This window comes from Algibacter luteus (assembly GCF_030344935.1).
In the GTDB taxonomy this organism is placed as follows: Bacteria; Bacteroidota; Bacteroidia; order Flavobacteriales; family Flavobacteriaceae; genus Arenitalea; species Arenitalea lutea.
Map to the genome: position 1 here is coordinate 3,550,969 of NZ_CP128313.1, position 13,254 is coordinate 3,564,222.

18 protein-coding genes are annotated in these 13,254 nt (G+C 30.5%); 14 read left to right on the forward strand and 4 right to left on the reverse strand.

Features of this window, described 5'->3' with window-relative positions; translation table 11 throughout:
- Positions 1-147: 147 nt before the first annotated feature.
- From O5O44_RS15355 to O5O44_RS15380, 6 genes are all read left to right on the forward strand, one after another.
- Positions 148-915 carry a hypothetical protein gene (locus O5O44_RS15355; RefSeq protein WP_289195093.1) on the forward strand — a complete coding sequence of 256 codons (768 nt, stop codon included), beginning with the start codon at positions 148-150 and terminating at the stop codon, positions 913-915.
- 139 nt (positions 916-1,054) lie between these two features.
- Positions 1,055-1,537 (forward strand): hypothetical protein, encoded by a 483-nt coding sequence (locus O5O44_RS15360; RefSeq protein WP_289195094.1) that lies wholly within the window; start codon positions 1,055-1,057, stop codon positions 1,535-1,537.
- 149 nt (positions 1,538-1,686) lie between these two features.
- Positions 1,687-2,139: a hypothetical protein gene (locus O5O44_RS15365; RefSeq protein WP_289195095.1), complete on the forward strand. Its 453-nt coding sequence runs from the start codon at positions 1,687-1,689 to the stop codon at positions 2,137-2,139.
- On the forward strand, positions 2,136-2,504 hold the full coding sequence (locus O5O44_RS15370) for a hypothetical protein (protein WP_289195096.1): 369 nt from the start codon (positions 2,136-2,138) through the stop codon (positions 2,502-2,504). Before O5O44_RS15365 ends, O5O44_RS15370 begins: the two co-directional genes overlap by 4 nt.
- Positions 2,505-2,728: 224 nt before the next feature.
- A complete protein-coding gene (locus O5O44_RS15375) occupies positions 2,729-3,286 on the forward strand; it encodes a hypothetical protein (protein WP_289195097.1) in 558 nt (185 codons plus the stop codon).
- A gap of 137 nt (positions 3,287-3,423) precedes the next feature.
- Entirely contained in the window at positions 3,424-4,224 is an 801-nt protein-coding gene (locus tag O5O44_RS15380) for an SH3 domain-containing protein (RefSeq protein WP_289195098.1), read from the forward strand.
- A gap of 170 nt (positions 4,225-4,394) precedes the next feature.
- Here the strand turns inward: O5O44_RS15380 and O5O44_RS15385 are convergent, their stop codons facing one another.
- Genes O5O44_RS15385 through O5O44_RS15400 form a run of 4 tightly spaced genes read right to left on the reverse strand, consistent with a single transcriptional unit; the run spans position 4,395 to position 7,080 of the window.
- Complete coding sequence (locus tag O5O44_RS15385) at positions 4,395-5,528, reverse strand: low temperature requirement protein A (RefSeq protein WP_289195099.1); 1,134 nt, start codon at positions 5,526-5,528, stop codon at positions 4,395-4,397.
- Positions 5,529-5,534: 6 nt separating this feature from the next.
- Entirely contained in the window at positions 5,535-5,960 is a 426-nt protein-coding gene (locus O5O44_RS15390; protein ID WP_105217437.1) for a hotdog fold thioesterase, read from the reverse strand.
- Positions 5,961-5,969: 9 nt separating this feature from the next.
- The gene (locus O5O44_RS15395; RefSeq protein ID WP_289195100.1) at positions 5,970-6,488 is read right to left on the reverse strand and encodes a peroxiredoxin-like family protein; all 519 of its coding nucleotides are present in this window, start codon (positions 6,486-6,488) and stop codon (positions 5,970-5,972) included.
- Positions 6,489-6,498: 10 nt separating this feature from the next.
- Positions 6,499-7,080, reverse strand: coding sequence for an NAD(P)H-dependent oxidoreductase (locus O5O44_RS15400; protein ID WP_289195101.1), 582 nt, complete (start codon positions 7,078-7,080; stop codon positions 6,499-6,501).
- A 105-nt stretch (positions 7,081-7,185) separates the two neighbouring features.
- Here O5O44_RS15400 and O5O44_RS15405 point away from each other — a divergent pair, with 105 nt between their 5' ends.
- The 8 genes from O5O44_RS15405 to O5O44_RS15440 all read left to right on the forward strand — a co-directional run bounded on the left by O5O44_RS15405 (position 7,186) and on the right by O5O44_RS15440 (position 13,187).
- Positions 7,186-7,596 carry a winged helix-turn-helix transcriptional regulator gene (locus O5O44_RS15405; RefSeq protein ID WP_289195102.1) on the forward strand — a complete coding sequence of 137 codons (411 nt, stop codon included), beginning with the start codon at positions 7,186-7,188 and terminating at the stop codon, positions 7,594-7,596.
- Positions 7,597-7,749: 153 nt separating this feature from the next.
- Positions 7,750-8,001, forward strand: a complete 252-nt coding sequence (locus O5O44_RS15410; RefSeq protein WP_289195103.1) for a type II toxin-antitoxin system ParD family antitoxin — start codon at positions 7,750-7,752, stop codon at positions 7,999-8,001.
- Positions 7,994-8,293, forward strand: a complete 300-nt coding sequence (locus O5O44_RS15415; RefSeq protein WP_019387801.1) for a type II toxin-antitoxin system RelE/ParE family toxin — start codon at positions 7,994-7,996, stop codon at positions 8,291-8,293. Before O5O44_RS15410 ends, O5O44_RS15415 begins: the two co-directional genes overlap by 8 nt.
- A gap of 186 nt (positions 8,294-8,479) precedes the next feature.
- Positions 8,480-9,385 carry a hypothetical protein gene (locus O5O44_RS15420; RefSeq protein WP_289195104.1) on the forward strand — a complete coding sequence of 302 codons (906 nt, stop codon included), beginning with the start codon at positions 8,480-8,482 and terminating at the stop codon, positions 9,383-9,385.
- Positions 9,386-9,551: 166 nt separating this feature from the next.
- A complete protein-coding gene (locus O5O44_RS15425; RefSeq protein ID WP_289195105.1) occupies positions 9,552-10,322 on the forward strand; it encodes a DUF6090 family protein in 771 nt (256 codons plus the stop codon).
- A 143-nt stretch (positions 10,323-10,465) separates the two neighbouring features.
- The gene (locus tag O5O44_RS15430; RefSeq protein WP_289195106.1) at positions 10,466-11,326 is read left to right on the forward strand and encodes an alpha/beta hydrolase; all 861 of its coding nucleotides are present in this window, start codon (positions 10,466-10,468) and stop codon (positions 11,324-11,326) included.
- Positions 11,327-11,460: 134 nt separating this feature from the next.
- Positions 11,461-12,210, forward strand: coding sequence for a CPBP family intramembrane glutamic endopeptidase (locus O5O44_RS15435; protein WP_289195107.1), 750 nt, complete (start codon positions 11,461-11,463; stop codon positions 12,208-12,210).
- A 221-nt stretch (positions 12,211-12,431) separates the two neighbouring features.
- The gene (locus O5O44_RS15440; RefSeq protein ID WP_289195108.1) at positions 12,432-13,187 is read left to right on the forward strand and encodes a DUF6090 family protein; all 756 of its coding nucleotides are present in this window, start codon (positions 12,432-12,434) and stop codon (positions 13,185-13,187) included.
- The last annotated feature ends 67 nt before the right edge of the window (positions 13,188-13,254 follow it).

Here is a 13,254-nt window from a genome sequence, read left to right on the forward strand (position 1 = left end):
AGTACGTATGGTAACACCGTGTAAAAAACATTGCTTATTTTAGTTCGATCGTTTGGTCGTTGCTCTTTTGCTAGCTTCTGATTTTCCTGCGGAAAATCCTCGCATACAAAACCGCAACGTTCCTTACACAATACCGTTGCCCGTAATATGAACTTACTCAAACCTAAAGAAAATAAAGTCTCTCTTAATGACTGTTTAGGAGAAAAAATAAATCATCTTGTCGAGGGTTTAGATAGGTTCAATCAAAGTGAGAAACAAAAAATTTTGGAACTGTGTCAAGTAGGGAAATTTTTATGTACATACTTCCCTGATTTTAATATTTCTGAATCAAGAGAACAACCGGATTTCATAATAACTGATGGTTCTATAAATATTGGACTTGAGCATCAATCAATATTCGTTGATGAAATTCTTCAAAGGACAGGTTTTTTCGATAATCTAGCCTTACTTGCTGAACGTGAGTTTGAAAAGGAATCCGAAATACCGAATTTTTTAGTTAACTGTTATATAAGAAAAGACATTTCATTTTCTAATAAAGACAAGAATAAAATCTTAAAAATATTTATTGATGTTATTAGAGAATTTGTCCTTAACGATACTGTAATCGAAAATAATCTATTCGATGATTTAATGAAAATGCCTCATTCACAAAAAAGTATAAATGTGAATTTCGGAGCTTATATGGTTCCTACACTTGATGAGAATAGACTAATGACAGCGATAGAAAAAAAAGAAAATAAGGTTGAAAAATATATTAGCAATACGAACTGTAAACAATGGTTATTATTGCTAATTGGTGGAGTTGGAGAGCATTCATTTTATGTTAGAAATGATTTAAAATTGAATTTTGAAACAACTTTTGAGAAAGTCTTTCTTATGGAGGATTTTGACAACCGATTATATGAATTAAAATAAAATACTACGGGCAACAACGCATATAACCCACGCCTCTACCCTTACCCAAAAATTTATTACCTTTCAATTAAATAAATTTTCGTGTATCCTGTTTTAATAAATATCGGCGCAGGTCATATGCGAGAACGTTGTAAAACATTTGAAGAAAGTACTGGACATATTATTAGTTATTCTCGGAATTGGGAGTTTAATATTAATCGGAGTTATGATTTTTATAGGAACTGCTATGGGCAAGAAAGCTGATAATTATGGCTCATCTGAAAAACCAGTTTTGATAAATCAATCAATTTGTTCTGTAAATGAGAATAATGTTGGAAAACAAATCTATGATTTAAACGAAGCAACTTGTTTTATCGCATTAAAACTGAACAAAAAAGCATCTGACTTGAATTTAATTCGTGACGCATTACTTGCGGAAGAAAACTATATGAATAATATTGGACTGATTTCCGAGAATCCGAATTCTGAAAACGAAACTGAATCAAATGTTGAATTAGATGTTAATGAACTTGTGGAATATGCTCTGAATCAAGAAAAAGTTGACTTAACAAAAGAAGACTTACTCGAAATCTATGATACCGAAATTGAATATTTAAAATTTATTGGAGTTGTAGATGAATAAAAAACGTTTTACAACAATGTATAACCGCAATTACGGCGGATTCGACTACGTCCGAATCCACTCGGAATTGCTAAAGCCTGTGCAAAACCGAAAAGCCTGCGTATATTAACCCGTAACTGACGGTTATACGAGACCGTTGGCAATAATTTATGAAAAACACAATCCTTTTAGACAAATACCTGTTTTTATGGAAAGAAAGGAATGAAAATGTCATTGTTGCCGAAATACGACATTATATAAAAAATGAGTTTGGCGGAACTTTAGAAACACCAATTGGAAACTTGATTTGTTTTAAAGAACACAAGCCAGTTTTTTGGAGAATTAAAATTGTTTTACGAGACGATATTAAATATAGCCAAACTCAAAATCGGGTTTTTGTAATTACCAAGTCTGCTTATAAATATAAACTGAACTATTATTTTGAGAAATTCAAAGATTTTGTCAATCCAAGGTTTAGAGCTGAAAAAGAACTTGATGAAGAAATCAAAAAATACCTATTAAAAAACAATTGGATTTCTGAACCTTTTTCAATTTCTCGTTCCATAGAAAAATCGGAAAATTTTGAATTTATTGGAGAAATAAAAGAATTCGACTATACATGAAAAAAGAGCAGTGTCCTTTGTGCTATTCTGAAATGGAGTCAATTGATTGCACGCCTTGTCATGATTGTGGACATTTTGAGAATGAAGTTAAAAAGTTTAATGTAATTGGAGGAAAGTTCAATGTTTATGACTTGTATGACGGCTTGACTCTTCAACTATGTGATTTATGCAAAATCGATTTTGGCTCATACAAATCTGACTTCCTAGGATTCAAGGATAGTACGACAATCGGATTTGAAAACATGAACTTTATAACAGAGATTGACAAACCCAAAATGGAAAAAGATAAGTTTTGTCCTGAATGCAAAATGAGAATGAAGTTCTTAACTTTTATTAGTTCATTAAGGGAAAAAATAAATGAATAAAAAACTATTGCCAACACCGTGTATAATTAATTGCTTTGGCAAGTGCTTATTTGGAAAATTCCTTCGGAATTTTCTCGCGTTCGTTTTTGTTTACTAAATTAGTTGCTTAAACACGCAACTAACCATACACAAAACCGTTAGCAGCAATTTGAACAGACCAACAACGAATGAAGTATTTTATAACATTAATATTACTTATAATCATCTTGACTTACGGACAAATAATGGAAACTGAATTTCATCTTGTTCTGAATTTTGCATTGGTTGTTTCAATTTTACTGACAACAGTTCTTTGGGAATATTCTGTTCTGAATAAAAATTATGAATCTGACTTTAAAATGCGAAGTCAAAGAAAAGTAATTGGCATTTTTGAATTAATAAACGCAATTGCATGGACACTGTTACTGTCTTTTATCAATGACAATTATAAAGATGTAATATTCTTAATTTTAATATTTTGGACATTTCCAATAACTGAATTGATTATGTGGTTTATTTACAAAAAGAAAAAACCATTTACACTTTTCATCAAAGACAATGAATTGATTTTAAATAAGCGTTGGACTCAAAAGCGGAATCTGACTGAACTCACTCAAATCCGATTTGACCGATTTAGCAAAAATTTAAAAATCGACTTCAAATCAAAATCTGGAATTTCAATAAAAACGACAGAATATAAAACTGACGAAATTCAAACTTTATTAGGGATTTTAATTGAGAAATCGGAAAATGAAGTTTTTATCCCGAATAATTATGAACCGAAAATAAAAAACAGCTGCTAACAACGTATAAAAATAATGCTTAGTTAAGTGCTAAATCAACGAATAGTCCACTTTTGCTACTTCTGAATTTCCTGCGGAAATTCCTCGCACGCAAAACCGCACTATTCTTATACAGAAACGTTGGCAAACATTAGAAAATGAACAAACTACTATTAATATTCCTACTTATTTTCAAAATTGGATTTGGTCAAGATACTAAATACCTTTCTGAAAACTATGAATTCAAAAATGGTGAAATTGCCTATATGTTTGGTAATGACGTTAAACTTCGTGAACAACCAAATACTGAATCTGATGTTTTATTACTTTTAAAAATTGGAGAACAAATTGAAATAGTAGAAAAGTCAAATTCTACAATGCAATTCGACGGAATTGAATCACCTTGGTACAAAATAAAAACAAAAGATAAAGTTGGATTCGTACTCGGAAGCCTAATCTCACTTGATAAAGCAACTAATGGAAATTTGACTTATTTGGTTTCCTTGAAAAAGGACGGACTTAAATTGTTTGCTAAAACAAGGGTTTTTGAAAACGGACTAGATTTTAAAGAGAATGTTTCTCAACTTATGACTGGAGAATTTTCAATAAAAGTAACCGGAAATAAAGGACTTGAAAATATAATAAACATATTTGAAATTGATTACCTCGCAGAATCTTGTGGAGTGAATGGTGGCGGAATTTATTTATTCTATGATGGTAATGAATTAATAAAAGCAATTGATTATACTCAAGTTGCGGACGCTGATTTATATTGGTTCATTGAAGAGTACATTTTTCCAAACGAAAAAGATGGTATAAAAGGAAAAATAGTTTACATAAGCGAAATTGGTGAAACTAAAGAATATGAAACGGAATGGACTGAAAGTAAAGCGACCAGAAGAGTTTTAGAATGGAATGGAAAAGAGTTATTACCAAAAATAGAAACCGAAAAAGAATAATAACGATTTGCCAACACCGTGTATAATTAATTGCTTGGTCACTGCCGACTTACGAACATTCCTGCGGAATATTCTATCTGTGATTTATTTGCTAAATTAGGTGCTTAACCACGCAACTAACCATACACAAACACGTTGTACGCAAGCTGAAAGACTGTTTCAAATCTTTATTAATCCAAAAACCTCGACACGTCCTTTGTCAATGTAAACTTAAAATTCCCTATTGTGTAGTATAACATTCCAATTGTTATACCTATAAGTGCATATTCAATTTTTGAAAGAAACGTTGAACCCACTGTTATAAAAACACAAATAAGTGTATTGATAACTATAGGTTTTCTAAAAGGTGGTAAAAATTTAAAATATATGGTTTGTTTTCCTACATAAAAGAAACACATTCCTACTATTGCCAGTACCCTAAAATCGTTTTGGTTTAAATCATTCAAAATAGCATGTCTGATGACATTAGCTAATATTACAAATCCCATAGCAAGAAAGAAGTGAGAATAAATAAGAGTAAAACCATTCTTCATTGCTTTTAATCTTTCCATTACATGAAAGCTATCATAATAAATCCACCAGATTAATCCTATCATTATAAATCCAGTTACGGCAGCAATGACACTCAATGCATCCCAATTAATATCTCTTAAGGCTGTTGTTAAACTAATAATAGATTCACCTAAAAGTATAATGGAAAGAAGACCAATTCTTTCAACTAAATGCTCTTTATGTACTGGAGGTACATTCTTGTTTTTGCTTACAAGAATAAAAGCTATCATTTCAAAGACGATTCCTAAAACTAAAGTAATTTCTCTGTAAGGATCAGGGAAGAGAAATGAAGTACCAATAATAATTGTTCCAATAATTATAATTATACCGCATTTACTAGCATACTCTTTTGACTCATTAAGTGCTTTAGTAGAATTAATATACAGGCCTGCTATAATGATTTGAATAACTGCATAAAAGCCAATAAACAACCCATAGTTTTCAAATAAATCACTGCCTAAAAAGGCAGTCATTGTTATCATTAAAAACATGATAGCCAAACTTGAAATTCTATGGTACCTACTATCTGTGTCAAAACGATTAGCAAATAAGGTGTGCAGCGTCCAAATCCACCAAATAGATAGGAATTGAAGAGGAAACATCCAAATTTGTTTAGGGTCTATATGGTTATGATGCGTATGTGCAAGTTGATGCGTAACAATACCTATACTGGATACAAAAACCAAATCAAAAAAAAGCTCCAACCATGTGGCATGCCTATTCTGAACTAAATATTTAAATGTTTTCTTCAATAGAAACTATTTTTTAGCACGTATAAAATCATATACTCCTTTACCTTCAGCTATTAATATATTCTCCTGTAAAGCTTTCATTTTGGTCACCATTATTCGATTTCCCATTCTGACCAATTTTCCTTCAAAAACTAAATCATTTCCATCTGCAAATCTCAAATAATCTACTCTCAAGTCTATTGTTGACAGTTTATCTTCTGGCGAATTGAAATTGGCAATTCCTATGGCGCCACCAACAGAATCTAAAATTGTAGCAATAATTCCGCCGTGCCAATGATTAGTGCGAATATCACCGACTAAATCTTTTCTAAATGGTACTCGTACTTTGATGAAATCCTTTTCAACAATTTCAACTTTTAATCCAAAATGTTTATGAATTGGGATTTCTTCTTCTGCCAATTTTATCAATCTTTCTTTTGTCTTTATATCCATATGACAGATTTATAGCATTTCACCTCTTGCAGGATAGCCTGACTGAACGATATAATCAACTGCTTTTACAAATGACGGCAAATATGGTCTTCCCCAAGGGTTACTGTTTATAGCTGAATAATAAACTTGATTATTATTGTCAATTAAAAATAATCCTGGTTCACTAAACTCACTTGGTTCACCATCTTTTACACCTGCACTTAAATACAAAGCCCAATCTCTTGCTGATTTTTCAGATAAACTATAGCCCAAAGTAAGATTAGACAATTCCCACTTTTGACGAGAAAGTCTTGCTCTCTTTTCAGTATCCATACTTACAGCTACTACATTAACACCTCTTTGCTCAAATTCCGGTAGCAATTCTTGTAATTGTTGTAAATACTTTTTGCATAGTGGACAATGCAATCCTCGATAAAAAACAACCAAAGTAAAATTATCTGGTCTTTGGTCTGCTAAAACCCATTGGTTTCCATCTAATAATGGAAATTGTAAATCTGATGCTATATGTTTTGGCGTTGGTCTATTCATAATAAATACTTTAAAAGTTTGCTTTTAAATGATTTTCAAAACGATTAAAATCATTCTCTATTTCTGGATTTTTCATTACATCATATGCCATAAATGTTGGTAATGGTTCAAAACCAAACCACTTAAAATTTAGATGCATTGGTTTTAAAAGTTCATCTTCGCTTATTCCATTAAAAAATGATTCCTCTGGATTATTGAAAGCTTCTTTTGGTGCATTAGCGGTTACTGACATCATATACTTTCCATTTAACTTTCCACCTAATCCGTAATTCTTCTTCGGTGCTTCTTTACTTCTGCCATCACCATCAGACATTTCGCCCATCATACCCATCGAAAATACTTCATCAATGTATTTTTTAAACGACCAACTTACACCCATCCAGTTCAATGGTGTTTGAAAAAAGACCACATCTGCCCATTTGAATTTTTCGATTTCTTCATTGACATCATAATCGCCTTCCATTGTAGTTTTCTTGATATTGTAACCATTGCTCTTAAAGTAGCTTTCCGCTTTTTCAGTTAAAGTTGCGTTTAATTTTCCTTCAGAAAATGGATATTTCTGATGACCGTTGATTATAAAAATATTTTTCATTTTAAAATTTTAATTATATTTGTATCGCAAAGAAACTAATATTAGTTTAAAAAAGAAACTATTATACTTTCATTTGAACAAATAGTGGTAACCAAAAAGTAACTAATGGCAAGAAAATATATAGACAACCCGAATGCTTGTTCCCTTGTGCATACGATGAACATAATTGGAAACAAATGGAAACCGATTATCTTATATTTACTATCTAATGGTTCTATGCGATTTGGAATGTTAAATGCACTTATACCTACAATCTCAAAAAAAGTACTGACTAATCAATTGAAAGAATTGGAAAATGATGGATTACTTTTAAGACAGTCCTTTGCTGAAATTCCACCAAGAGTTGAATACTCGTTGACTGAAAAAGCAATTGGACTTTTGCCCGTTTTAAGAAAGTTAAGTGATTGGGCAAATGAAGCTTATCCCGAAATGGAATTTGAACAATGTAGAATAATAGAAAAGGAAAAAAGCCAGCGTACAACAACGTATATAAAAAATAGCGGTTTAAGTGCTTAATCGAAAATGAATTTTATAAATTTAAGGCAGTACCAAACCGAAAAGTCCGTGAGTAAAATCCGCTACTTTTCATACACAAAACCGTTGTGTGCAATTTGTGGAATTTGGTTATTATACCAATTTTTGGTATATTTGAGATAAATTAGTACTCAAATGAACAAAAACACATCTATATCACTTGGAAGTTATTTTGACCAATTCGTGCAAAATAGCATAAGCGAAGGAAGGTTTAAGAACGTTAGCGAAGTTATTCGTGCAGGATTAAGACTTTTAGAAGAAGAAGAAAGTAAAGTAACTGCATTGAAAAAAGCTATTCAAGAAGGAATTGACAGCGGAATAGCTCACGACTTTGACCCAAAAAAACATCTTGAATCTCTAAAAGCGAAAAAGCACTCGAATGGCTAAATATAAATTGACCAACAAAGCTGTTGAGGATTTATCAAAGATTTGGGATTATACCTTTGAGGTTTGGTCGGAAAAACAAGCTGACAAATATTACGCTGAACTGATTTCTAATTGTCAAGAAATTGCAGAAAACCCAGACATCGGAAAATTCTACGATGGAATATCAAAGCAACTTCTCGGAATGAATACAAATCGACATATAATATTCTACAGAACTTTGAATGAAAATTATGTTGAAATAACGAGAATATTGCACGAAAGAATGGATTTGAAGAAAAGAATATCAGAATAAAAACTGCACACAACACCGTATATAATTTATTGCTAGTTCTAGCCTACTTACGAAAATCCTCGCGGATTTTATATTAGGTTTTTGTTTACTAAATTAGTTGCTCAAACACGCAACGAAACCATAGCCAAACACGTTGTAAACAATTTTGACCTATAGCCATTTTTCAGTACAAAACATTTTGACGAAATGAAAAATTTAAATATTTATTTTGGAATAATACTCGGATTAACATTAATATGTTGCTCATCTGATAACGGTGACAATAGCAATTCTCAAAAAAAACTAACAAAAATTATTTATAATGTTAATGGTCAAGTTAGACTTACTCAAAACTTAGTATATGATACAAATGATAATTTAATTGAAATAAATGATGAAAATGGATTAGTTGAAAGTTCTTATGGCTATAACAGTTCTAATAATCTTATTCAAGTAATAGATTATCAATATAATGATGATAATTCAAACTTTGAAATGATTAAAAAAATAACATATAACAACGATAACAAAATTTCAAATATTGAAGAAATATTTAATGTGTACAATGCAGATGATGGTACTTTAAATTATCAAAATAACTCAAATAGAATGGTAACATATGGAAATAATTCTATTACTATTATTTATGATGATATAAGTAATCGTATAGTAGAATTAACGTTATCAAACAATTTAATTACAGGAGTCAAAATTTTTAATTCGAATGAATTAGTATCAGATATGGTATTCACTTATGACAATGAAGGCAATTGTATTTCAGGAAGTGGACCCTACGAACCGGGACTTTATGATACAACTGATATTGATTTAAACGTTGTTTATGGTAATAAAGAAAAAAATACACACTTCAATGCTCTTTTTGATTATAATGTTTTGTTTAATAGTAGTAGTTTTTTTCAATTGAAAGAAGTTCTTGTAAATCAGCAAGGGAATAGGTATCCAGAAAGAATTCAGTGGTATCAATTCAACGGATGGAATTATAGGGATTATATTGATTATTCATTTGATATAAATGGTTACATTATTTCAAAAAGGATAAACATTATTAACACAAATACCTATTCCGAAATCATCACTTATACTTGGGAATAAAAACTGTTTACAACACCGTGTATAATTAATTGCTTTGGCAAGTGCTTATTTGGAAAATTCCTTCGGAATTTTCTCGCGTTCGTTTTTGTTTACTAAATTAGTTGCTTAAACACGCAACTAACCATACACAAACACGTTAGCCTTCATTATGACTAACCATTAACCAATGATAAAATTCTTTAGAAAAATTCGTCAAAATTTACTTTCTGAAAATAAATTCAGTAAGTATTTAATTTATGCAATTGGAGAGATAGTTCTTGTAGTAATTGGAATCTTAATAGCATTACAAATCAACAACAATAACGAATTAAATAAACAAAGAGCCAAAGAAGTACAATTCTTGAAAAATTTAAAGAGTGATTTAGTTTTTGAAGAAAGTGAACTTGAACGCTACATTGGTATTAGAGAAAGTATAGTGAACTCTGCCCAAATTGCTCTTGAACATTTTAATGGAAAGCCTGTAGAGAATATTCAAATGTTTAACTTCCATACCTTTAATGTGGGCATCTGGCAAGAATTTCAGCGGAATAACAACACTTTCGTAGAATTATTGAATTCTGGAAATTTTACAATAATCTCAAACGAATCAATAAAAAATGAACTTTTAAATTTAGACTTAATCCACAAACAAATTATATCATATCGAGAGCATTTGAGAAATGATATGGAGCACTATTTTTATGATCCTTGGTTTAGAACTGTTGATTTAGACCCTTTTGCCCAAAGCTTTGTTTTCTATGCTAACAATGGAGAATTTGATAATAAGATAGAGCTTTCAAGGGAAGAAATAGATAGACTGATTAATAATAAAGTCTTTAAGAATGGATTTGTCGTTTCAGTATTTACGAATTCATTGATTATCGATGATTACAAAAGAATGAAAGAATTGAACAAAAAAGTTGTTGACTTAATTAATAAAGAAATAACGAAAGGCTAACAATGTATAACCGCATTTACGGCGGATTCGACGACGTCCGAATCCACTCGGAATTGCTAACGTCAGTACTTAACCGAATATTAACGCATATTAACCCGCAACTATTCTTATAAATAAACGTTAGGTGCAATTATCTAAAAATCATGCAAATAAAAAAAATTAAAACGAAAGAATTTGAATTTGATTGTAGAGTTTTAGGTAATGAAGAAAACGAGCTAATAATATTTCTTCATGGATTCCCAGAAACTTCATTTATGTGGATGAATTTGATGGAAAAACTATCTTCAATAGGATATTATTGTTTGGCACCAGATATGCGTGGTTACAGTGAGAATGCTTGTCCGAAAGGAGTAAAAAACTATACGATAAAAAAATTAAGTGATGATATTTTGAATATTGTTAATGCTGTTAATGTAAATAAATTTCATCTCATAGCTCATGATTGGGGAGCTGGAATAGGTTGGAATATTGTCTATCATAATCCCGAAAAAATAATTAGCTGGACAGCGCTATCTGTTCCTCACTCTAGAGGTTTTAGAAAAGCTATTAAAATGGATAATGAACAAAGAAAAAAGAGTCGTTACATAGGATGGTTCTTATTTCCTATTATTCCGGAAATTATGTTACGTAAAAATGATTTTGAAAAATTCAGAAAATTATGGAAACACAGTTCACCTGAAGAACTGAATAATTATCTTACTGTTTTTCGAAGAAAGTATACATTAACAGCTGCATTAAATTATTATAGAGCGAATTTTAAAAAAGGCAAGAATCAACCTGTTGGAGATATTGTAACACCTACTCTATTTATTTGGGGTAAAAATGATTTAGCAATTGGTAAAGTTGCTGCCGAAAATAATCATAAGTATATGAAAGGCGATTATACTTTTCTAAAATTGGATGGAGGTCATTGGCTGATTCAATCAAATTATTTAGAAGTAGAAAAAGCTATTATAGAGCACTTAACTAAATATAAAACTGCACCTAACAACGAATATAATTAATTGTTGATGTTATGTGAACTCAGAAAATTCCTGCGGAATTTTCCTAAGGTTCGTTTCCTTTTACTAACTTAGACCTAGCCAACACAACTAATCCCATACAATACCGTTATGCTTAAATTAAAAAGGATGAATCAATGATCGAAAAAGTAAATAAGGTTCCATTGACCAAACTCGGAAATCAACTGCAAAAGAATAAGATATTTAAAATAGGAGAGATTATATTCCTTTTCATTTTTGCCTATGCTTTTATTTTACTAATACTTCCTCTCGCTAAGAACAAGCCTCTTTTGATGCAAACTGTACTTTGGATAGCAAATATTCTAATGCTGATTTACGTTTGGATCGGTCTTAAACTTCGTGGAGAAAGTTGGAAAGACTTTGGATTGACCTTTAATTCCATTTCTTGGAGAGGTGGTATTAAAGTGTTTCTACTTTCTCTTTTAGTTTTTGTTCTTGCATTAGCCGGTTTTATAATAGGGTCTATTATTATGGCCAATATAACAGGCATTCCAGAAGGTGCAAACTTGACTGGTTATGATTATTTGAAAGATAATATTGGCATGCTACTTTTAACATTAGCAGGTGTTTACATCGTTTCTTCATTTGGTGAAGAAGTTATTTATCGAGGATTTTTAATAACCCGAATTTCTCAAATTGGAACTGATTCTAGAAAAGCTATTACAATTGCAATAATCCTTAGTTCAATTATTTTCGGACTTATCCATTATTCGTGGGGCCCAATGGGAATGGTACAAACAGGATTTATGGGATTAGCTTTAGGTATCTGCTACATCAAATTGAAAAGAAGACTTTGGATTTTAATTTTAGCCCATGCATATATGGACAGTATACTAATGATACAAATGTATATGGCAAGTAATTAAAACAGATAACTTAGTAATTAAATCTAAGCACAACAACGTGTCTAATTAATTACTTTGGTTGTTGCTTATTTGGAAAATTCCTTCGGGATTTTCTTGTGTTCGTTTTTGTTTACTAAATTAGTTGCTGAAACATGCAACTAACCATACACAAACACGTTGTGTTTCATTATCAGAATTCCCAAATTCATTTATTCTCCTACCTTTAAAGAAACTAACCACTAATGATAAAATTCTTTAGAAAAATTAGACAAAATTTACTTTCGGAGGGAAAAATCGGAAAGTATTTTAAATACGCCATTGGAGAAATTATACTTGTTGTTATTGGTATTTTGATTGCTTTGCAATTAAATATTAGTCGAGAGAATAGTGATTTGAGAAAAAATGAAATTGTACATCTAAATAATATTCTTCAAGATTTAAATCAAGAAGTAATTGCTTTAGAAAAAATGATAAAATTTAAAGAATCACAATCTAAAGCTTCTGATACTATAAGGGATTACATTGATGGAAAAAGACAACAAGATTTAGTCTCTTTCAATAAAAATCAGTTCAGAGCATTTATTTGGAGAGTTCATCACCCAAACAACAACTCATTTAGCGAACTTAAAAGTTCCGGTCAATTGTCATTAATTAATAGTAATGAAATAAGACAACATCTTTTAAATTTAAATTCAAAATATGTGCAACTTGCAATGATGGAAGAACATTTAAAATATGAGTATCACGAATTTCTTTATAAAAAAAATATTAATTCTATCGATTATGAGCTTATGTTTAATGCGAAAAAAGTGGATTTTGATAAAAATGATTCCATTTTATTAAAACAGAATATTGAAATGATTAAAGGTGATAAAAGTTTAAAAAATACATATGTTTTAGCTTCATCAAATAATTCCTACATAGCATCAATTTGTAAAAATATTCTAGACATAGTAGAAAAAACTATAGTATTAATTGAAGAAGATATTGAGAAATAACGAAAGTACAACACCGTTTATAGCTCATTAACAGAAACCGCTAACAATGATTAAATTCTTTAGATTA

Excerpts from the sequence above, each read along its gene's own strand:
- O5O44_RS15430 (WP_289195106.1), top strand. The coding sequence starts at position 10,466 with ATGCAAATAAAAAAAATTAAAACGAAAGAATTTGAATTTGATTGTAGA.
- O5O44_RS15370 (WP_289195096.1), top strand. The coding sequence starts at position 2,136 with ATGAAAAAAGAGCAGTGTCCTTTGTGCTATTCTGAAATGGAGTCAATT.
- O5O44_RS15420 (WP_289195104.1), top strand. The coding sequence starts at position 8,480 with ATGAAAAATTTAAATATTTATTTTGGAATAATACTCGGATTAACATTA.
- O5O44_RS15405 (WP_289195102.1), top strand. The coding sequence starts at position 7,186 with ATGGCAAGAAAATATATAGACAACCCGAATGCTTGTTCCCTTGTGCAT.
- O5O44_RS15375 (WP_289195097.1), top strand. The coding sequence starts at position 2,729 with ATGGAAACTGAATTTCATCTTGTTCTGAATTTTGCATTGGTTGTTTCA.
- O5O44_RS15365 (WP_289195095.1), top strand. The coding sequence starts at position 1,687 with ATGAAAAACACAATCCTTTTAGACAAATACCTGTTTTTATGGAAAGAA.
- O5O44_RS15435 (WP_289195107.1), top strand. The coding sequence starts at position 11,461 with ATGATCGAAAAAGTAAATAAGGTTCCATTGACCAAACTCGGAAATCAA.
- O5O44_RS15440 (WP_289195108.1), top strand. The coding sequence starts at position 12,432 with ATGATAAAATTCTTTAGAAAAATTAGACAAAATTTACTTTCGGAGGGA.
- O5O44_RS15380 (WP_289195098.1), top strand. The coding sequence starts at position 3,424 with ATGAACAAACTACTATTAATATTCCTACTTATTTTCAAAATTGGATTT.
- O5O44_RS15415 (WP_019387801.1), top strand. The coding sequence starts at position 7,994 with ATGGCTAAATATAAATTGACCAACAAAGCTGTTGAGGATTTATCAAAG.
- O5O44_RS15390 (WP_105217437.1), bottom strand. The coding sequence starts at position 5,960 with ATGGATATAAAGACAAAAGAAAGATTGATAAAATTGGCAGAAGAAGAA.
- O5O44_RS15355 (WP_289195093.1), top strand. The coding sequence starts at position 148 with ATGAACTTACTCAAACCTAAAGAAAATAAAGTCTCTCTTAATGACTGT.
- O5O44_RS15400 (WP_289195101.1), bottom strand. The coding sequence starts at position 7,080 with ATGAAAAATATTTTTATAATCAACGGTCATCAGAAATATCCATTTTCT.
- O5O44_RS15395 (WP_289195100.1), bottom strand. The coding sequence starts at position 6,488 with ATGAATAGACCAACGCCAAAACATATAGCATCAGATTTACAATTTCCA.
- O5O44_RS15410 (WP_289195103.1), top strand. The coding sequence starts at position 7,750 with ATGAACAAAAACACATCTATATCACTTGGAAGTTATTTTGACCAATTC.
- O5O44_RS15425 (WP_289195105.1), top strand. The coding sequence starts at position 9,552 with ATGATAAAATTCTTTAGAAAAATTCGTCAAAATTTACTTTCTGAAAAT.